16 protein-coding genes and 1 rRNA gene are annotated in these 20,165 nt (G+C 70.3%); 6 read left to right on the plus strand and 11 right to left on the minus strand.

Features of this window, described 5'->3' with window-relative positions; all coding sequences use genetic code 11:
* Positions 1 to 295: 295 nt before the first annotated feature.
* The 3 genes from ACN27G_RS16990 to ACN27G_RS17000 form a co-directional block, all read right to left on the minus strand.
* Positions 296 to 1,815: ribosomal RNA gene (locus tag ACN27G_RS16990) — 16S ribosomal RNA — on the minus strand.
* A 609-nt stretch (positions 1,816 to 2,424) separates the two neighbouring features.
* Positions 2,425 to 3,732 (minus strand): tyrosine--tRNA ligase, encoded by a 1,308-nt coding sequence (gene tyrS, locus ACN27G_RS16995; RefSeq protein WP_421493790.1) that lies wholly within the window; start codon positions 3,730 to 3,732, stop codon positions 2,425 to 2,427.
* Positions 3,722 to 4,528 carry a sensor histidine kinase gene (locus ACN27G_RS17000; RefSeq protein WP_421493791.1) on the minus strand — a complete coding sequence of 269 codons (807 nt, stop codon included), beginning with the start codon at positions 4,526 to 4,528 and terminating at the stop codon, positions 3,722 to 3,724. Before ACN27G_RS17000 ends, tyrS begins: the two co-directional genes overlap by 11 nt.
* 152 nt (positions 4,529 to 4,680) lie before the next feature.
* Between ACN27G_RS17000 and ACN27G_RS17005 the strand changes: the two genes are divergently transcribed.
* Positions 4,681 to 5,634: a sulfite exporter TauE/SafE family protein gene (locus ACN27G_RS17005; RefSeq protein ID WP_421493792.1), complete on the plus strand. Its 954-nt coding sequence runs from the start codon at positions 4,681 to 4,683 to the stop codon at positions 5,632 to 5,634.
* Positions 5,635 to 5,824: 190 nt separating this feature from the next.
* Here the strand turns inward: ACN27G_RS17005 and ACN27G_RS17010 are convergent, their stop codons facing one another.
* The 5 genes from ACN27G_RS17010 to ACN27G_RS17030 form a co-directional block, all read right to left on the minus strand.
* Positions 5,825 to 6,535, minus strand: a complete 711-nt coding sequence (locus ACN27G_RS17010) for an FKBP-type peptidyl-prolyl cis-trans isomerase (protein WP_421493793.1) — start codon at positions 6,533 to 6,535, stop codon at positions 5,825 to 5,827.
* 111 nt (positions 6,536 to 6,646) lie between these two features.
* A complete protein-coding gene (locus tag ACN27G_RS17015) occupies positions 6,647 to 8,020 on the minus strand; it encodes a GH1 family beta-glucosidase (protein ID WP_421493794.1) in 1,374 nt (457 codons plus the stop codon).
* Between the two features lie 189 nt (positions 8,021 to 8,209).
* Entirely contained in the window at positions 8,210 to 9,049 is an 840-nt protein-coding gene (locus ACN27G_RS17020; RefSeq protein WP_421493795.1) for a carbohydrate ABC transporter permease, read from the minus strand.
* Complete coding sequence (locus ACN27G_RS17025; RefSeq protein ID WP_421493796.1) at positions 9,042 to 10,034, minus strand: carbohydrate ABC transporter permease; 993 nt, start codon at positions 10,032 to 10,034, stop codon at positions 9,042 to 9,044. The genes ACN27G_RS17020 and ACN27G_RS17025 overlap by 8 nt, the downstream gene beginning before the upstream one ends.
* 70 nt (positions 10,035 to 10,104) lie before the next feature.
* Entirely contained in the window at positions 10,105 to 11,406 is a 1,302-nt protein-coding gene (locus tag ACN27G_RS17030; protein WP_421493797.1) for an ABC transporter substrate-binding protein, read from the minus strand.
* A gap of 251 nt (positions 11,407 to 11,657) precedes the next feature.
* Between ACN27G_RS17030 and ACN27G_RS17035 the strand changes: the two genes are divergently transcribed.
* Positions 11,658 to 12,860 carry an ROK family transcriptional regulator gene (locus tag ACN27G_RS17035; protein ID WP_421493798.1) on the plus strand — a complete coding sequence of 401 codons (1,203 nt, stop codon included), beginning with the start codon at positions 11,658 to 11,660 and terminating at the stop codon, positions 12,858 to 12,860.
* 426 nt (positions 12,861 to 13,286) lie between these two features.
* A complete protein-coding gene (locus ACN27G_RS17040; protein ID WP_421493799.1) occupies positions 13,287 to 15,563 on the plus strand; it encodes a discoidin domain-containing protein in 2,277 nt (758 codons plus the stop codon).
* Between the two features lie 131 nt (positions 15,564 to 15,694).
* On the opposite strand, the gene ACN27G_RS17045 is transcribed toward ACN27G_RS17040, so the two are convergent.
* Positions 15,695 to 16,333 carry a DNA-3-methyladenine glycosylase gene (locus ACN27G_RS17045; RefSeq protein WP_421493800.1) on the minus strand — a complete coding sequence of 213 codons (639 nt, stop codon included), beginning with the start codon at positions 16,331 to 16,333 and terminating at the stop codon, positions 15,695 to 15,697.
* Between the two features lie 241 nt (positions 16,334 to 16,574).
* Between ACN27G_RS17045 and ACN27G_RS17050 the strand changes: the two genes are divergently transcribed.
* From ACN27G_RS17050 to ACN27G_RS17060, 3 genes are all read left to right on the plus strand, one after another.
* A complete protein-coding gene (locus ACN27G_RS17050) occupies positions 16,575 to 17,579 on the plus strand; it encodes a TerC family protein (RefSeq protein ID WP_421497343.1) in 1,005 nt (334 codons plus the stop codon).
* Between the two features lie 113 nt (positions 17,580 to 17,692).
* Positions 17,693 to 17,977 (plus strand): helix-turn-helix transcriptional regulator, encoded by a 285-nt coding sequence (locus ACN27G_RS17055; RefSeq protein WP_421493801.1) that lies wholly within the window; start codon positions 17,693 to 17,695, stop codon positions 17,975 to 17,977.
* A 261-nt stretch (positions 17,978 to 18,238) separates the two neighbouring features.
* Positions 18,239 to 18,760, plus strand: a complete 522-nt coding sequence (locus ACN27G_RS17060) for a hypothetical protein (RefSeq protein ID WP_421493802.1) — start codon at positions 18,239 to 18,241, stop codon at positions 18,758 to 18,760.
* Positions 18,761 to 18,800: 40 nt separating this feature from the next.
* Here ACN27G_RS17060 and ACN27G_RS17065 read toward each other — a convergent pair whose 3' ends face one another.
* The gene (locus tag ACN27G_RS17065) at positions 18,801 to 19,538 is read right to left on the minus strand and encodes a hypothetical protein (protein ID WP_421493803.1); all 738 of its coding nucleotides are present in this window, start codon (positions 19,536 to 19,538) and stop codon (positions 18,801 to 18,803) included.
* Between the two features lie 135 nt (positions 19,539 to 19,673).
* Positions 19,674 to 20,165 (minus strand): PH domain-containing protein, encoded by a 492-nt coding sequence (locus ACN27G_RS17070; protein ID WP_421493804.1) that lies wholly within the window; start codon positions 20,163 to 20,165, stop codon positions 19,674 to 19,676.

The following is a 20,165-nucleotide window of genomic DNA, read 5'->3' on the forward strand; positions in this document are numbered from 1 at the left end:
CACACCAGCCCCCAGGACACACACATCCCAGAACGGTATGCGAGGCCAGGCCGCACCTGGCAGAAGAACCAACCACACACACGCGGTTGTTCCCTCAGGACCCAACAGGATGCCCAACACCCACCACCAGCCGCACCAACCCGACCTTCCACACCACCCCGAAAGATGGCCGTACTCGCCGGACCAGCCGTTGCCAGCCGTGAACTAGCCAGTGTCTCCGCCAACAAGCACCCCAACCCCCACATCCGGAGGGCCCGAGGCTCCTACCCGACCTTCGCCGAGAGGCGCTCCTTAGAAAGGAGGTGATCCAGCCGCACCTTCCGGTACGGCTACCTTGTTACGACTTCGTCCCAATCGCCAGCCCCACCTTCGACCACTCCCTCCCCCGAAGAGGTTAGGCCATGGGCTTCGGGTGTTGCCGACTTTCGTGACGTGACGGGCGGTGTGTACAAGGCCCGGGAACGTATTCACCGCAGCGTTGCTGATCTGCGATTACTAGCGACTCCGACTTCACGGGGTCGAGTTGCAGACCCCGATCCGAACTGAGACCGGCTTTTTGGGATTCGCTCCACCTCACGGTATCGCAGCCCATTGTACCGGCCATTGTAGCATGCGTGAAGCCCTGGACATAAGGGGCATGATGACTTGACGTCATCCCCACCTTCCTCCGAGTTGACCCCGGCAGTCTTCGATGAGTCCCCGCCATAACACGCTGGCAACATCGAACAAGGGTTGCGCTCGTTGCGGGACTTAACCCAACATCTCACGACACGAGCTGACGACAGCCATGCACCACCTGTGACCGCCCCCGAAGGACCCCACATCTCTGCAGGTTTTGCGGCCATGTCAAACCCAGGTAAGGTTCTTCGCGTTGCATCGAATTAATCCGCATGCTCCGCCGCTTGTGCGGGCCCCCGTCAATTCCTTTGAGTTTTAGCCTTGCGGCCGTACTCCCCAGGCGGGGCGCTTAATGCGTTAGCTGCGGCACAGAGAACCGGAGAGGCCCCCCACACCTAGCGCCCAACGTTTACAGCGTGGACTACCAGGGTATCTAATCCTGTTCGCTCCCCACGCTTTCGCTCCTCAGCGTCAGTATCGGCCCAGAGACCCGCCTTCGCCACCGGTGTTCCTCCTGATATCTGCGCATTTCACCGCTACACCAGGAATTCCAGTCTCCCCTACCGAACTCTAGCCTGCCCGTATCGACTGCAAGCCCACAGTTGAGCCATGGGTTTTCACAGTCGACGCGACAAACCGCCTACGAGCTCTTTACGCCCAATAAATCCGGACAACGCTCGCGCCCTACGTCTTACCGCGGCTGCTGGCACGTAGTTGGCCGGCGCTTCTTCTGCAGGTACCGTCACTCCCGCTTCGTCCCTGCTGAAAGAGGTTTACAACCCGAAGGCCGTCATCCCTCACACGGCGTCGCTGCATCAGGCTTCCGCCCATTGTGCAATATTCCCCACTGCTGCCTCCCGTAGGAGTCTGGGCCGTGTCTCAGTCCCAGTGTGGCCGGTCGCCCTCTCAGGCCGGCTACCCGTCGTCGCCTTGGTAGGCCATCACCCCACCAACAAGCTGATAGGCCGCGAGCCCATCCCAAGCCGAAAAACTTTCCACACACCACCATGCGGCAGCATGTCATATCCGGTATTAGCCCCCGTTTCCGAGGGTTATCCCAAAGCCTGAGGCAGGTTACTCACGTGTTACTCACCCGTTCGCCGCTCGAGTACCCCCGAAGAGGCCTTTCCGCTCGACTTGCATGTGTTAAGCACGCCGCCAGCGTTCGTCCTGAGCCAGGATCAAACTCTCCAACAAAAACCAGAGAAATCAAACCCAGCAACAAAAAACACTTGCTGCCAAACAAACAAAACCATTTGGCACTGGCATATCAAGCACCCTGTTGAGTTCTCAAAGAACAAACACACACCAGACAACCAGCCACACAAGCCAGCCACCCAGGGCCATCTCTCCACACCCAGCGTCACCGCCAGGCACTTGTCACACGTTAGCCGACCAATTTCGCACCGTCAAACCGAAGGAAATTCGGCCCGACATCCGCTCCAGTCGATCGAGCTATTCTCGGATCAGGGCGTAACCTATCGGTTGCGCTTGATCGAGGATTTCGACAGTCCGGCCGCTCGTGGAGTCACCCACACGCTCGCCCGGCTCACTGCCGATCATCGACTCTACCCGGTCAGGTCCGCAACTCCAAATCGCCCGGTCCGAGCCTTCGGAGTCGCCCCGCCCGCCAGGCATCGCCGGTGGTCACCCACCCTGCGACGGCCTGGTGTCACACCCGCAGCTCCGGCCTTTGCGCATTTCGCGCCGTTCGTCCGTTCCCCCGCGGGCAGAGAGAAAATTACGCGTGCTCGGGCTGCACCGTCAAATCGGCCGGGAGCATTCTCCGTCACACCAGCGGCTCCGTCACACCGTGGGCGCCGCGACCAGTTCCACCCCGGCGAAGGTGCGCTTCCCGCGCCGTAGCACCAGGAACCGGCCGTGCAGCAGCGCCTCAGCCGGCACCGTCGCCTCGACGTCGGTCACCCGCTCGTTGTTGACGTACGCGCCGCCCTCGGTGATGGCCCGTCGCGCCTCGTTGAGGCTGCCCACCAGGCCCGTCTCGCGGAGCAGCCCGGCCACCGGAGGCAGCGTCTCCAGCCGGACCAGGCCCGCCTCGGCCAACGCGGCGCGCAGCGTCTCCGGCGCCAGATCGTCGAGGGCCCCCCGGCCGAAGAGCGCCTGGCTGGCGGCGACCGCCTGCCGGGCCTCCTCGGCGCCGTGCACGAGCGCGGTCAGCTCCTCGGCGAGCGCCCGCTGGGCGATCCGGGCGGCTGGTCGCTCCGCCGTCGCCTTCTCCAGTTCCTCGATCTCCTCTCGGGAGCGGAAGCTGAAGTAGCGCAGGTACTGGGCGACGTCCCGGTCGTCGGCGTTGACCCAGAACTGGTAGAAGGCGTACGGGCTGGTCATCGTGGGGTCGAGCCAGATCGCCCCACCCTCGGTCTTGCCGAACTTGGTGCCGTCCGCCTTGGTGACCAGCGGGGTGACGAAGGCGTGCACCGGGCCGGCGCCGCGCCGCCGCACGTAGTCCACGCCGGCGGTGATGTTGCCCCACTGGTCCGAGCCGCCGAACTGCAACGTGCAGCCGTACCGCCGATGCAGCTCGAAGAAGTCGTTTGCCTGGAGGAGCTGGTAGCTGAACTCGGTGTAGCTGATCCCGCTCTCCAGCCGGGCCTTGACCACCTCGCGGGCCAGCATCCGGTTGACCGGAAAGTGCTTGCCGACGTCGCGGAGGAATTCCGCGACGGACATCTCGCCGGTCCAGTCCAGGTTGTTGACCGGCCGTGCTGCGTTCCCGCCCTCGTACGACACGAAGGGCGAGAGCTGCTCGCGGATCCGCTCGACCCAGCTCGCCACCACCTCCGGGCTGTTCAGCGTCCGCTCGCCCCGCTCGTTGGGATCCCCGATCAGGCCGGTCGCCCCGCCGACCAGCAGCAGCGGCCGGTGCCCGGCGAGCTGCAGCCGGCGCGCGGTCAGCACCTGCAGCAGGTTGCCGATGTGCAGGCTCGGCGCGGTCGGGTCGAACCCGACATAGAAGATCACCGGACCGGAGCCGAGGTGCTCCCGCAACTCGGCGGGATCGGTCGAGTCGAAGAGAAGACCCCGCCACCGCAGGTCCGCAAGCGGAGATTCCCAGTCGGCGGACGAGGTGGAGGGAGGGCTGCTATCGGTCACGGTGCAGATTGTCCACCATGCCGGCCGCCGGGCCGTACCCGGTTTGCCGGCCCCGGCCACCGCGTCCACCGCCAGGCCCGGCCACCGCCCACCCACCGCCGGGCCGCCGCCCTCCGGCGCGCGCGGTCTCTCCAACGCCGAGATCGCCGGCCCGTCCATCAGCACCACGTCCGGGCGCTCCCGTCCGGTCCCGGGGGTCGGCGGCACCGTCCCGGACCGGCGCAGCCCTGGCATCGTCCTGTCCCGTGCCGGCGAGCTCCGTCGGGGTCGTCCGCCCGACCGGCGGGTACGGGACTCGGACCGTGATCCGGAAGCCGCCGGCCGGCGTCGGTCCGGCCGCGAAGCTGCCACGGTAGAGGTCGACCCGCTCACGCATGCCGATCAGGCCCTGCCCCCTCGGGTCCGCCGGCGCGTGCCGCCGACCCGGCTCGTTGGCCACCTCGATCTGCAACTGGCCGCCGGTCACGGTCACCCCGACAGGGAAGCGGACCGGTCCGGCGTGCTTGACCACGTTGGTCAGGGCCTCCTGGACGATCCGGTACGCCGACCGGCCGACGTCCTCGGGCGGCTCCGCCCCGCCGGCCAGGTCGAGTGCCAGCTCCGCACCCATCCCGGTCGCCACCGCCCGCGCCACCAGGTCGGGCAGGTCGGCTGCCGGGCCGAACTCGACCGGTACGCCCGGAGCACCGGACCGGAGCACACGGAGAGTACGCCGCAGCTCGGCCAGGGCGCTCCGGCTGGTCGCCTCGATGTCCCGCAACGCGGCCCGGACCTCCTGCGGTCGGGCCTGCGCCACATGGTTGGCGATCGCCGGCAGTGTGCCGCCGGCCGGGGTTGACTCCTCAGCCCGTCCAGGTCGACAATCCCTATGGGTTAGGTGGGGAATTGGTGCGGCGGCGCACGCCCCCACCGCCCCGCCCCCTCGGCCACCTTCGGGAAGGAACACCCGTGCGAAAACTCCTGCTTCTCGCCCTGGTCGGGCTCGGCGCCCAACTCGTCGACGGCAGTCTCGGCATGGCCTACGGGGTGACCTCCACCACCCTGCTGCTGGCGATCGGCACCAACCCGGCGGCGGCGTCCGCCACCGTCCACCTGGCCGAGATCGGCACCACCCTCGCCTCCGGCGCCGCGCACTGGCGGTTCGGCAACGTCGACTGGAAGGTGGTCACCAAGATCGGCATACCGGGTGCGATCGGCGCCTTCGCCGGGGCCACCTTCCTCTCCAGCCTCTCCACCGAGGTCGCCGCGCCGATCATGGCCCTGCTGCTGCTCACCCTGGGGATCTACATCCTGGTCCGGTTCACCGCCGCCGGCATCCCCCGCGACCGGCTCGGCCAGCCGCTGCGCAAGCGGTTCCTGGCCCCTCTCGGACTCGTCGCCGGTTTCGTCGACTCGACCGGTGGCGGCGGCTGGGGACCGGTCGGCACCCCGGCGATCCTGGCCAGCGGCCGGATGGCGCCCCGCAAGGTGATCGGCTCGATCGACACCAGCGAGTTCCTGGTCGCGGTGGCCGCGAGCCTCGGCTTCCTGGTCGGCCTCGGCAGCGAGAACGTCAACTTCGGCTGGGTCGTCGCGCTGCTGCTCGGCGGTGTGATCGCCGCGCCGGTCGCCGCCTGGCTGGTCCGGCACATCCCGCCCCGGATCCTCGGCTCGGCGGTCGGCGGTGTGATCGTCCTGACCAACATCCGGACCCTGCTCCGCAGCGACTGGATCGACGCGCCGGACGGCGTCCGGTACTCGGTCTATGCGGTGATCTACCTGGTCTGGGCGCTCGCGCTCGCGTACTCGATCCGGCAGTATCGGGCGCACCGGGACCAGGAGACCGTGGAGGCGGTCGACACCGCCCCGCGCACCGGCGCCGAGTCCCGCGAGGAGAGCGATTCCACGCCCACTCCGGCCTGAACCGGCAGCTCCGGGCTGAACCGGCAGGCTGGGCGAGACTGGGCTGGAGGCTGGGCGGGACGGAGCCGGAGCGTGGGGGTACGGCTGACCGCGCCGGAGCCGGCCGTACCCCGGGACGCACGGCGGCCGCGACCTTCCCGGGTCGCGGCCGCCGTCGTTCGCGCCCCGTGCGCCGGGCGGGACGGACTACTTACTGGACCGCCAGGACGTCCACGACGAACCGGAGCGGACCGCCCGGTTGGCCACCTGTCGGGTTGTCGCCGTAGGCGAGGTCGGACGGGATGTCGAGGCGTACCCGGCTGCCGGCCCTGACCCCCACCAGGCCCTGGTCCCACCCGGGGATGACGGCGCCGGTCCCGATCTCCGTCTGGAACGGCTGACCCCGGTTCCACGAGGCGTCGAACTCCTGGCCCGTCTCGTAGGAGACGCCGACGTAGTTGACCAGGATCTGCTGGCCTGCCCGCACGACCGGCCCGGTCCCCTCGATCAGCGGGGTGACCGTGAGCTTGGTCAGATCGCCGCTGCCGGCCTCGACGGTCGGCCGCTGCGCCAGCCGGGGGTCCAGGTCCGCCGGCGGCCGGGACGCCGCCGGACTCTCCGGCGCCACGGTCGGGGCCGGCGCGGCGGTCGGTGCCTCCCCCGGAGTGGGCGAGGCGGTGGCCGCCGGCGCGGCCGAGGATGTCGGCTCCTCGTCCAGCACATCCGGCAGTACGACGAGGGCGACGACGCCGAGCCCGGCCAGGACGACTCCGATGACGGCGCCGGTCACCCGCTGCCGGCGGGCCCGGGCCGCGGCGGCCTGCGCGGCTGCTGCTGCGGCGGCGGCCCGTCGCTCCTGCTTGCTGGGGCGCTGCGGGCTGGTCGGCCCCGGCTGCCCGGGGCTCTGGACCGGATCACTCATCTGATCGTGCACTCCTCGGTGGAAATGGAGTAGGCGGGACGCCGTCGGCCCGTCGAGGGCTCCGCACACCGTACCCGCGTCGATACCGGAGGGTCGCGCACGCCCCACCGGCTACCCCACCGGCGAACTCTCGGGGCGTTCACCGAGCCGCTGGTGGTCCCGGATGATCTCGGCGTAACGCAGCCCGCTCGCCTTCATCGTGCGCCGCTGCGTCGCGTAGTCGACGTGCACCAGGCCGAACCGCTTGTCGTAGCCGTACGCCCACTCGAAGTTGTCCAGCAGTGACCAGTGGAAGTAGCCCTCGACCGGCACACCCCGGGCGGCAGCCGCCGCGCAGGCCTGGAGGTGCTCCTCCAGGTACGCCATCCGCTCCTTGTCCTCGATCCCACCCTCGGCGGTGACCGTGTCGGGCCAGGCCGAACCACTCTCGGTGACCAGGATCCGGGTCGGGGCGTACCGCTCGGTGACCGAGACCAGCAGCTCCTCCAGGCCGGCCGGGTACGCCTCCCAGCCCATCGCGGTCTGCACCGAACCCGGCACCGGGATCTGCCGGGCGTACGGCACCGGCCCCTCCGGGTCGTCGACGATCACCTGCCGGAAGTAGTAGTTGAGTCCGAGGAAGTCGGTCGGGGTGCCGATGCACTCCAGATCGCCGGGGCGGACCGGCGGCTCGACACCGTAGGTGGCGAGCATGTCGGCCGGGTAGCCGCGCCCGTAGAGCGGGTCCAGCCACCACCGGTTGACGTGCCCGTCGGCGCGTACCGCCGCGGCCACGTCCTCCGGCCGGTCGCTGCCCGGCTCGCAGGGGCTCGGGTTGAGCACGATGCCGACCGAGGCCGGCAGGCTCGCCGCGGCGCGGACCGCCGTGACGCCGAGACCGTGCGCCAGCAGGGTGTGGTGGGAGGCGGCGACCGCCCGGGTCAGGTCCTGCTCGCCGGGGGCCATCCGGCCCTCCAGGTGCCCGATCCAGGAGACGCAGAGCGGTTCGTTCACCGTCACCCAGTCGGTGACCCGGTCGCCGAGCGCCCCGGCCACCACCGAGGCGTAGTCGGCGAATGCCTCGGCGGTGGAACGCTCCGGCCAGCCGCCCCGGTCCTGCAACGCCTGCGGCAGGTCCCAGTGGTAGAGCGTGACCAGCGGCCGGATCCCGGCCGCCAGCAGCGCGTCGACCAGCCGGTCGTAGAAGGCCAGGCCGGCCGGGTTGACCGGGCCGAGCCCATCCGGCATGACCCGGGGCCAGGCCACCGAGAAGCGGTACGCCCCGACGCCGAGCCGGCGCATCAGGGCCAGGTCCTCCGGCCACCGGTGGTAGTGGTCGCACGCCTCGTCGCCGGTGTCGCCGTTGTCGACGTTACCGGGCACCCGGCTCCAGGTGTCCCAGATGGAGGGCTTGCGACCGTCCACCCCCACGGCGCCCTCGATCTGGTACGCCGCCGTGGCGACGCCCCAGGTGAAGTTCGGCGGCAACTTGGCGAGATCCGGCACTTGTCGACTCTCCTCGGGTAGTTCATAACCTGCTGACCGCGCTGGTCACAGCCCAACTGGACGGTGGCGCGACGGACGATGGCTCGACGGACGATAGCTCGACGGACGGCGGTCCGAGCGGCGGCAACCCCACGGACCGGGTTCGGCGCGCGGGGCTCACCTGACCGTTCCGGCCGGTCGCCCTGCGGCTCACTTGACCGCTCCGGCGGTCAAGCCGGCGACGAAGTAGCGCTGCAGGGCGAGGAAGCCGACCACCACCGGGATGCTCACCACCACCGAGGCGGCCATCGCCTGGTTCCAGTAGACGTTGTACTGGGTCGCGTACCCCTGGAGCCCCACGGCGAGGGTGCGGCTGTTCTCGTCGGTCATCACGGAGGCGAAGAGGACCTCACCCCAGGCCGTCATGAAGGCGTACACGGTGACCGCCACGATGCCCGGCACCGCCGTCGGCAGGATGACCTGGAAGAGGGTGCGCAGCGGTCCGGCGCCGTCGACCTGGGCCGCCTCGTCGAGCCCGCGCGGGATCGAGTCGAAGTAGCCGACCAGCATCCAGATGGAGAAGGGCAGCGAGAAGGTGAGGTAGGTGATGGTCAGCCCGAGCCGGCTGGCGTAGAGCTCGATCCCGGTCAGGTTGCCGAGGTTGACGTAGATCAGGAAGAGCGGCAGCAGGAAGAGGATGCCGGGGAACATCTGCGTGGAGAGCACGGTGACCGAGAAGAGCTGCCGGCCCCGGAACCGGTACCGGCTGATCGCGAAGGCGGCGAAGATCGCGATCGCCACCGAGACCACCGCGGCGGCGCTCGCCACCAGCAGGCTGTTCACCAGGTAGCGGCCGAGCGGCACCGTACGCCACATGTCCACGAAGGGCTGCCCGGTGACGCGGCTGGGCAGCCAGGTGAAGGCGCCCTGTACGTCGCGCAGCGGCTTGAGCCCGGAGCTGAGCATCACGTAGAGCGGGGCGACGACGAAGAGGGTCAGCAGGCTGAGCACGACGCGGCGGGCCCAGCGTTCGCCGGTTGACTCACGCATGCTCTCTCCTGCGGTTGGTGACGAGCAGGTACACGGCGGTGACGACGAGCAGGAAGAGCAGCAGTGCCACCGACATCGCGGAGCCGAGGCCGAAGTTCCAGGTGACGAAGGAGCTCTCGTAGATGTGGATGGAGATCAGGTCGGCCTCGCGCGGCGCGGAGCCGCCGAAGAGCACGTACGGGGTGTTGAAGTCGTTGAAGGTCCAGAGGAAGAGGACCAGCAGCAGCACCTGGTTGACCGGCCGGAGCATCGGCAGGGTGACGTCGCGCAGCCGCCGCCAGAAGTTCGCCCCGTCGATCGCCGACGCCTCGTAGAGCTCCGGCGGCACGTTCTGCAGCCCGGCCATCAGGCAGAGGAAGGCGAACGGCCACGACTTCCAGACCGAGACCACGAGCAGGGCGACGAAGCTGTTGTCGCCGATCAGCCAGAAGGGCGGGTTGGCGCCGTCGACCGCGCCGAGCTGGTCGAGGGCATGGTTCACCAGGCCGGTGTCCCGCTGGAACATGAAGGTCCAGGTGATCACGGCGGTGTAGACCGGTAGGGCGTACGGGGTCAGGAAGAGGGTCCGCAGCAGCGCCCGGCCCCGGAACGGCCGTTGCAGGAAGACCGCCGCGACCAGCCCGAGCATCCAGGAGAGCCCGACCGACAGCGTCGTGTAGAGCGCGGTCACCCAGAACGAGTGCAGCAGGTCCCGGCCGGTGGCGGAGTCGAAGTCGAAGGTGACCCGGTAGTTGTCCAGGCCGGCGAAGGGCGCGGTGGACCAGTCCCGGATGTGGAACTGGGTGAGCTCGAGCAGGCTCATCCAGACCCCGACGAGCATCGGGATCACGTGGATGCCGAGTTCGAGCAGGGCGGCGGGGACGAGCAGCAGGTAGGGCAGGTACGACCGGCGCGTCCTACGGCGTCCGCCCCGGCGCGGCGCGCCGCCCTCGGCCGGGCGTCCGGCGGGCCGTACGGGGCCGGGCGGCATGGTGGTGGTGGCCATCGGATCCTCTCAGGGTGGACCGTGGAGGGGGCGGCGGTCCCCCTCCACGGTCAACCGTCGGCGTCGCGGCTCAGCTGCCCATCTTCTGTTGCGCCACGCCGAGCTTCTCCTTGACCGACGCCTCGGTGACCGGCTTGCCACCGGCGGCGTCGGCGAAGAGTTCCTTCATGGCGGTGCCGACCAGGGTCTCGAACTGGCTCTCCTCGGGCACCTGCGGCAGCGGTGCGGCGGTGGTGGCGAGGACCTCGCCGAGCACCTTCTGCTCCGGCGCCTGGAACGCCGGGTCGGCGCTCACCGTCTTGACCGACGGCAGCGAGCCGTAGGTCTTGTTGAGGATGACCTGCTCCTCGTCGCCGGTCATGAACTTGACGAACTGGAGCGCACCGTCGAGGTTCTCGGTGTGCTTGAAGATCGCCATGTTGATGCCGGCGACCATGCTGTTGATCTTCTTGCCGCCGGGCGGGGTGACGGCCGGGAACGGCACCGGGGCGAGACCCCACTCGTCCGGGCTCATCCCCTGTGCCTTGAGGTTCGACCCGGCGGCCTGCCAGAGCAGCATCGCCGCCTTGCGGTTGGCGAAGTCGGCGACGGACTGGTTCTGGGCGTACTCGGCGTTGCTCGGGTTGACGATCTTGTCAACCGCCATCAGGTCGACGTACCGCTTGACCGCGGCGACGTTCTGCGGGGTGTCGAACGTCGGCTTGCCGGCCGGGTCGAACCACTCGCCGCCCCACTGCTGCCCGAAGGCGAAGGCGTGGTGGGCGTTCTCCGAGGGGTTCGCGCCCTCCACGGCCAGGCCCCACTGACCGGACCTGGTCAGCTTCCTGCCGGTCTCGACCAGCTCCTCCCAGGTGCCGGGGGGTGCGGCGATGCCGGCGTCGCTGAACATCTTCTTGTTGTAGTAGAGCGCGTACGCCAGGCTGTAGAGCGGCACCGCGGCCGGCGGCTTGCCGGGCGCGCCGGCGGCGGCGAGCGCGGCCGGCACGAACCGGTCCTTGCCGCCGACCTTGCCCAGGGTCTCGTCGTCGAACGGGACCAGCGCGTTGGTGGCCTGCAACGAGGCCGACCAGGTGTTGCCGATGTTGACCACGTCCGGGCCCTTGCCGGAGGTGGCGGCGGCGAGCAGCCGATTGAGCAGGTCCGACCAGGGCACGACCTCGAGGTTGACCGTGATGCCGGTCTGCTGCGTGAACTTGTCCAGTTCGGGCTGGAGGGTCTGCTTGTCGAACTCGATGCTGGCGCCCTGGTTGCTGGCCCAGTAGGTGAGAGTCTTCGCCGCGCCCTCCGAGGAGCCGCCACCGTCGCCGCAGGCGGCGAGGGAGGCGGTCGTCAGCAGGGCCGCGACGACCATTGCGAGGTGTCGTCTGGACACGACTTGCCCTTCTGCGTCGGCCGGCGGCCCCGCCGGCCCGCCCGGCTGGTGCGCCGGAAACGGGGCCCTCGGGGCGGCCGGGGTGGTGGAGCGGTACGGGCACGAGCACCGTCGGCGGACGTGGAGCGAGCGCCACCGAAGGGGTTCCATCAAGGCTTAATTTACGCGGTTATTAAAGTGTGTACCGGCTCGCCCGTCAAGGACGAGCCGTACAGTGACCCCCGGCGAACCCGGGTTTATCGAGGTGGTGGGTGGACCTGGAACGGACGACCAACCGGTTCGTGCGGCAGCGCAACCGGTCCGCCCTGCTGTCGAAGTTGTTCCTCGAAGGTCCGCTGACCCGGCAGGACCTCGCCCGGTTCACCGGGCTCAGCCAGCCCGCCGTCAGCAACGTGGTCGGCGACCTGATCGGTGCGGGCCTGGTGGTCGAGGCCGGTGCCGTGGAGTCCGACGGTGGCCGCCCCAGCATGATGCTCCGGGTGGCGCCGCGCTACGCCCTGGTCGCCGGGGTCGACGTCGGCGAGACCCGGGTACGGGTCGAACTCTTCGACCTCGCGATGACCATGCTGGCCAGCGCGGACTACCCGCTCGACGCCGCCGGCCCGGAGCCGGCCACCGTGGTCCGGCACATCCTGGCCGGGCTCGACGCGGTGACCGGGAAGGCCGGGGTGCCGCCCACCGACATCCTCGGCATCGGCATCGGCGTCTCCGGGGTGGTGGTGCAGGACGGCGAGGCGGTCGTGCACGCCCAGACGCTCGGCTGGCACGGCGTACCGCTGGAGCGGTTGATCCGGGCCGAGGTCGACCTGCCGGTGCACGTCGACAACGGCGCGAAGACGCTGGGCCAGGCCGAGATGTGGTTCGGGGCCGGGCGGGGCAGCCGGCACGCCGTCTTCGCGCTGGTCGGCTCCGGCGTCGGCGCGGCGGTGGTGACCAACGGGGTGATGTACCGGGGCGTGTCGAGCAGCGCCGGCGAGTGGGGGCACACCACCCTGGTCTACGACGGCCGGCCCTGCCGGTGCGGCGCCCGGGGCTGCCTGGAGGCGTACGTCGGTGCCGAGGGCGTCCTCGACCGCTACCGGGAGGCGCGCCAGGGCCGGCCGGTTCCCGGGGCCGACGAGGAGTCCCGGCTGGGCGCCCTGATCGAGGCGGCGCCCCGCTCCGCGACCGCGCGGCAGGTGCTGGCCGAGACCGCCGGCTACCTCGGCGCGGGCGTGGCGAACCTGATCAACCTGTTCAACCCGGAGCGGGTGGTGCTGGGCGGCTGGGCCGGCATGGCGCTCGGCGCGCACCTACTGCCCGCGATCCGCGAGGCGGCGGCGGGACAGGCGCTGCAGAAGCCGTACGAGCAGGCCACCATCGAGCTGGGTCAGCTCGGCGTCGACGCGGTGGCGCTCGGCGCCGCCACCCTCCCCGTCGCCCGCCTCCTCGCCGCCGGCGGCATTACCGGCTGACGCCGGTAAGGAAGGGCCCCCGCTTATCGCTTTCTGTTGTACAAGGGCCCCTTCCTTGCATCTGTGCATGTTCCGGCATCTGGGATAAATTACGTCGTAATAAATTGATGTCTTGACGGCGACGGAACCCGGGCGCAACACTCGGGCTTCCGCGAGAGCGCTCTCTACCGTCCAGAGCCGACCGGTCGACGGCCACCCCCGACGTCCGTCTTCCCAGGTCGGCGCCGACATTCCGGCTCACCGTCCGTCAACCCCCACCGCAGCACGCCGCCACAGCCGCAGCACGCCGCCACAGCCGCAGCAGCAGCCACACCCCCGGCGGTCGGCACCCATCCGACACCGCCCATCCCGACACCGCTCGGGCCGCCCGCCCCGGTCCTCGGGAGCGGGCGGTGCCGGCCCACCTCCGCACCGACAGGCAGGATCATGATTTTTCATCGTTTTCCATCCCGGGTACCACCGAGTCCGTCCCGGCCGTCCCCGGGACAGTCCCGGCCGTCCCCCGGCCGGCGGCCCGGGACCCGCCGGCTCGCCGGCTCGCTCGCCGCGGCGCTGCTGCTCGCGTTGACCCCGTTCGCCGGTCCCACCCCGGCGGCGAACGCGGCGCCGACGCTGATCTCGCAGGGCAGGCCGGCCACCGCCTCCTCCACCGAGGGTGGCGGCTTCGCCGCCTCGGCCGCCGTCGACGGAAACACCGGCACCCGCTGGTCCAGCGCATTCAGTGATCCACAGTGGCTCCAGGTCGACCTCGGCGCGACCGCCACCATCAGCCAGGTCGTGCTGAACTGGGAGGCCGCGTACGGACGGGCGTTCCAGATCCAGGTCTCCGCGAACGGCAGCAGCTGGACCAACGTCTACAGCACCACCAGCGGCAGCGGCGGCATCCAGACGCTGAACGTCTCCGGTTCCGGCCGGTACGTCCGGATGTACGGCACCACCCGCGCCACCGGCTACGGCTACTCGCTCTGGGAGTTCCAGGTGATCGGCGAGTTCGGCGGCGGTGGCCCCGGCGATCCCCCGGTCGAGCCGACCGACCCGCGCAACCCGAACCTCGGGCCGAACACCTTCGTCTTCGACCCGTCGACACCGACGTCGACCATCCAGAGCCGGCTGAACTCCATCTTCGCCGAGCAGGAGACCGCGCAGTTCGCCCCCCGGCGGTACGCGGTGCTCTTCAAGCCCGGCAGCTACACCGCCGACGTCAACCTCGGCTTCTTCACCCAGGTGGCCGGCCTCGGCATGTCACCGGACGACGTCAACCTCAACGGGCACGTCCGGGCGGAGGCGTTCTGGTTCGGCGGCAACGCCACCCAGAACTTCTGGCGGGCCGCGGAGAACCTCTCGGTGACCCTGCCGGCCGGCACGATCGTGGAACGCTGGGCGGTCTCCCAGGCGGCGCCGTACCGGCGGATGCACCTGCGCGGCACCGGCAACCAGATCCAGCTCTGGAACGGCGGCGACGGCTGGGCCAGCGGCGGCCTGCTCGCCGACACCAAGATCGACGGCCAGGTCGTCTCCGGCTCGCAGCAGCAGTGGTACTCCCGGAACAGCGAGTTCGGCAGCTGGAACGGCTCCGTCTGGAACATGGTCTTCACCGGGGTGACCGGGGCTCCGGCGCCGCACTTCCCCAACCCCTCGCACACCGTGGTCGCGCAGACCCCGGTGGTCCGGGAGAAGCCGTTCCTCTATGTCGACGGCAGCGGCGAGTACCGGGTCTTCGTGCCCGGCATCCGCACCAACAGCCAGGGTACGAGCTGGTACAACAAGACCCCGGTCGGCTCGTCGATCTCGCTGAGCCAGTTCTTCGTCGTCCGGCCCGGCACCACCGCGGCGACCATCAACGCCGCGCTGGCCCAGGGCAGGAACCTGCTCTTCACCCCCGGTCTCTACCGGACCACCGAGACGATCCGGGTGACCCGGCCGGACACGGTGGTGCTCGGCCTCGGCCTGGCCACCATCGAGCCGCAGAACGGCATCACCGCGATGACGGTCGCCGACGTCGACGGGGTGAAGGTCGCCGGCATCATGTTCGAGGCCGGCGCGACCAACTCGTCGGTGCTGATGGAGGTCGGCCCGGCCGGTTCGTCGGCGAGCCACGCCGCCAACCCCACCTCGCTGCACGACGTCTTCTTCCGGATCGGCGGCGCGGTGCCCGGCAAGGCGACCACCAGCCTCCGGATCAACAGCCACAACGTGATCGGTGACCACATGTGGCTGTGGCGGGCCGACCACGGCGACCCGGGCACGTACGGCTGGAACGTCAACACCGCCGACACCGGCCTGGTGGTGAACGGCAACAACGTCACCATGTACGGCCTCTTCGTCGAGCACTTCCAGAAGTACGAGGTGATCTGGAACGGCAACGGCGGGCGGACCTACTTCCTGCAGAACGAGAAGCCGTACGACCCGCCGAACCAGGCGGCCTGGATGAACGGGTCGACCCGGGGCTACGCCGCGTACAAGGTGGCCGACTCGGTGACCAGTCACGAGGCGTGGGGTCTGGGCAGCTACTGCTACTTCAACGTGAACCCGTCGGTGGTGAACGAACGCTCCTTCGAGGTGCCGGTCACCTCGGGCGTCCGGTTCCACAACATGGTGACGGTCTCGCTCGGTGGCGTCGGCACGATCAACCGGATCATCAACAACTCCGGCGGTACCGCCAACACCGCCAACCAGGTGCAGTACCTGAACAACTTCCCGTAGGCCAGCAGCAACTTCCCGTAGGCCAGCACTTCCGACGGCCGGCCGGCAGGGCACCGGCCCCGGTCGTCAACCGTCGGGCCCGCGTCGTGGCGACACCACGGCGCGGGCCCGACGCGCGGGCGCGGCTTCGGTTACCGGGAACGTCCTTCCGCACGCCCCCGGCCGGCCGCGCGGGGCACGTGCCGGCGGTAGGTGCTCACCGTCGGGTCCCCGGCGATCCAGAACCGCCACGGCACGTCGTGCGCCCCGGTGACACCGACCCGCGGCCCGACCGCGACGGCCTCCGGCGGGACCGGTGCGGCCGGCGGGCGGAGCCGGACCGGACCGTCGCCGAGCAGGTACCGGCCGTAGACGGTACGGTCCAGGCCGAGCGCCGCGCAGAGCCGGGCGGGTCCCCGCGCCAGGTCCACGTCGCGGCGTACGGCGGTGCGCCGGCTCCGGGCGATCTCGACGCCCTCGATCACCTCGCCGGCCCGGAGCAGCACGGCGGACGCCGCACCGTCCGGCCCGGTGACCACGTTGACGCACCAGTGCATGCCGTAGGTGAAGTAGGCGTAGGCGTGCCCGGCCGGCCCGAACATCACGGAGTTGCGCGGGGTACGACCCCGGTGCGCGTGCGAGGCCGCGTCGCCACCGCTGCCGGCGTACGCCTCCACCTCGGTGATCCGGACGGTGACGCGGCCCGCCGACAGGGTGGCGCCGAGCAGCCCGCGTGCCGCCGGCACCACCGGACCGGCCAGCAGGGCGGCGAAGTCGTCCACGGACGTCATACGGCACAGGACACCACGGCCGGGTCCGACCCGTCCGGTGGGGCGGTTGACACACGACTCGGATGTCATGAATACTGAGACGTAGTTCGAGGGGGAGTACCCGAAGCTCCACGCACCGCCGTCAATACGGGCCCGACGGATCCGGGCCCCGGTGGTGCGGCCACCGGTGCGGTGGCCCGGGGAGACCGTCGACCACAGCGAGGCCACGCCGCTCGTGGCCGGATGGTCGGAGGTCTCCCCGTTGTCTGTTTCCTGGTGGGCCTGGGTCGCCGTCATGCTGGCCGTGGCGGCGATGCTCGCCGTCGACCTGTTCCTGCACCGCGACAACCACGTGATCGGCTTCCGGGAGGCCGCGGTCTGGTCGGGGGTCTGGATCGCCGCCGGCCTGCTCTTCGGCGTGCTGCTCTGGGCCTGGCAGGGCGGCGATATGGCCGGCACCTACTTCGCCGGTTACCTCATCGAGAAGGCGCTGTCGATCGACAACGTCTTCGTCTTCGCGCTGATCTTCACCTATTTCGCGGTACCCGCCGCCTTCCAGCACAAGGTGTTGTTCTGGGGGGTGCTCGGTGCCCTGGCGTTCCGACTGGCCTTCATCTTCGTCGGCGCGGAGCTGCTGGAGACGTTCTTCTGGACGGCGTACCTGTTCGGTGCGTTCCTCGTCTACACCGGTTACAAGATGGCCTTTCGGCACGGCGAGCAGAGCCCACCGGACCGCAACCCGGTGGTACGGCTGGTCCGCCGGCTCCTTCCCACCGACGCCCGCTACCACGGCGACCGGTTCTTCACGCAGGTCGACGGCAGGCGGGTGGCCACCCTGCTGTTCGTCGTACTCATCGCGGTCGAGGCCAGTGACCTGATCTTCGCGATCGACTCGGTCGCGGCGATCCTGGCCATCACCACCAGCACCTTCATCGTCTGGACCGCGAACGCGTTCGCCATCCTCGGCCTGCGCAGCCTGTACTTCTGCCTGGCCGGCCTGCTGCGCCGCTTCGTGCACCTGCACTACGGCCTGGCCGTGCTGCTCGCCTTCGCCGGTGTGAAGCTGATCCTGTCGGAGACCCCGGTCGGCAAGCTGCCCATCCCGGTGACGCTCGGCGTCATCGTGGTCACCGTCGGCGCCGCGATCCTCTGGAGCCTGGTCTCCACCCGACGCGGTCCCGACGGCCCCGACGAGCCGGCACCCGACCCGGCCGGACCGGCCGGCCCGGAGCACGGGCGTGCGGCGACGACATCCGGGGCGTCCTGAGCAACCGCCACCCCACAGGGCCACGGCACCGCCCCACCATCCCGCCGCACCGCCGTCCGCAGAGACGTTCCGGTATTCGCGAAAGGCATGGCGGCTTTTCTACGATGACCGACGTGCCGGACTGGACCTTCCTGACCAACCACGCCCACGTGCTGCTCTGTATAGCCCGGGATCCCGGCATACGGCTGCGGGACGTGGCCACCCGGGTCGGGATCACCGAACGCGCGGCACAACGCATCGTCGCCGACCTCACCGAGTCCGGCTACCTGACCGCGACCCGGGAGGGCCGCCGCAACCACTACCAGCTCCACCCCACGCTGCCGCTGCGGCACCCACTCGAACGCGACCACCAGATCGGCGAGATCCTCGCGGTCCTCGCCACGCCTCCGGACCGGTAGCCGGCCCCGGCCGCCCGGACCCGTACGAGATCGACTGCTCCCCGCACGACCTGCGGCGATGATTCATGAGACTCAATTGCTCACTCGCTAGGGATCTCGTCTCGCGGTCTTGCCGGCCGCCACGGGCGACGCAAAGGTAACTTTCAGTCGCCGAATTGGAGGGCCCATCATGTATGTCACCGCGGCAGCGATCGCCGGGATGGGACTGGGATTCATCGCCGGCTTGTGCACCTACCGCACATCCCGCCGCTGGTGCGCCGGGTGCGGCAACAGCCTGAGCTGCCCGGCCTGCGCCAGTATCGGCGTACGCCGCAACACCCCGGCCCGGCGGTTCCGATGAGCAGCGAACCGCCCGCGGCCCTCAACGTCCGCCCCGGCACCGTACTCGAGATCGCCAAGGAGGACTGGCGGTACGGCAACCACCCGCTCCGTCTCCTGGTGGAGTTCGTCCGCCTCGACCTCTCGACCTACTACGACAACCAGTGGGTCTGGATCAGCGGCCAGCGACTCGCCCGGGACGGCAGCCCGCTCGGCCACCTCGACGCCCTGGTCCGGGTCTCCGCCCTGCCCTGCCCGGAGCACGACAACGGATCCGGGACGCCCTCCCCCGGCAGCCGCGCCGGCCACCCGAACGGCTCGGCGGGGCGGACCGCACCACGACAACGCACCAGGCAGAACCGAGGTCAGCGCTCCGGCGGCGGCGACCACGGACCGCTCCGCCGGGACGGGTCACGGCAGGAGCCGTCCCGGGATGGCCACGGCGAGGATCCGGGCCGCGGGTAGCCGCGCCGGCTCCCCTCCCCGCACGGCATCCCGCCCTCGGTCACCCCTGCGCGTCCCGCGCGACCGCGTCATGGTGCGCCAGCACACCCCGGGCAGCGGCGAGCGCGGTCGCCGCCTGCGGCGTGCCTCCGCCGGCCAGAGCGACCAGGGTACGAAGGTCCCGGTCCACCGCGTCCGCCAGCCGGCGCCACCGGACGGGGCGTCCCGTCGCCGGATCGAGCACCGAGCCGGAGTCGCGGGATCGCAGCGTCTCGGCGAGCGCCGCGTGCAGGGCGCGTACCGCCCGGTCGAGAGCCTCGGCGGAGCCCTCCGGGGCGGTGTAGCCGGGCGCCTGGTCGAGAACCATCCGGAACACGGTCACCAGGTCGTCGGCGTGCCCCGAGACCCAGCGCCGGACCCGGTGGATCCGGCCGAGTTCGGGCCAGCGTTTCCGGGCCGCCTGTCGACTGCTGCCGGTCGACTCCCCCAGGTCGGCGAGGCTGGCACCGAGCCAGACGGCATCCGCCGCGTCCTCGGCAGCGCACCGAGCCGTCACCTCGGCGAGCAGCGCCTGCGCCGCCCGGCCGGCCCGGACCCGCCGCAGGTACGCCGCGCGGCGTGCCCGCTCGTCGTCGACGTCGCCGGGCTTCGACCCGGCGTCCGGGCCGGCGGACGACGGATGTCCGGCCAGCACCCCGACGATCCGCCGGCTGAACTCGACGACGTCGCCGCGCAGCTCGTCGTGTTCCTCCCCGGGGAGCTGGTCCACCGACGCTGCCGCCCGGCGTGTCTCTACCATTGCCACCACTCCCGACAACCTGAGGTTTACAGTGCTCGACGATAGCACTGTAAACCTCAAGTTCACAGCTGCCCCGGAGGAGAGGGTGGCCTTCGCGCCACCCCGGCCGGCTCGGGGCCCGAGAGGGTGTCGCCGCTACCGTGGGGCCCGAGAGGTGCCGCGGCGCTGCTGCCAGAGCTGGACGATCTCCTCCAACTCCTCGAGAAAACCGCGCTCCCCGGGAAAGGCCCGCTCGTCGAGGAAGAAGAGCGTCCAGCGCCGCCGGTGCTGGTGGTCGTAGACCGCCACCACGAAGCGGGAGGTGACGGCAAAGGGCCCGATCCGGGTGACGCCCCGGTTGTCGTGCAGGTGGAAGTCACGGATCTCCGACCACCCGTACCTCCGGTCGCCGAGGAAGCCCCGCCGGACGATCCCGTCGGCGCCCACCACCGTCCCCATCCGGCCCACCCGCAGGCACACCCCGAGCAGCAGGGCCGGGGTACCGAGCAGGATCACCGCCGAGAGCCAGCCGGGCAGGCCGGTGCCGAGCGCGGCGAAGCCGACGGGCAGCATGACGAAGACGGCCGTGACCACGAAGCCGCCGATCATGTCCTTCGGCAGACGGTAGATCGCCGGCAGCGACCTCAA

The organism is Plantactinospora sp. WMMB334 (genome assembly GCF_049179095.1).
GTDB lineage: Bacteria > Actinomycetota > Actinomycetes > Mycobacteriales > Micromonosporaceae > Plantactinospora.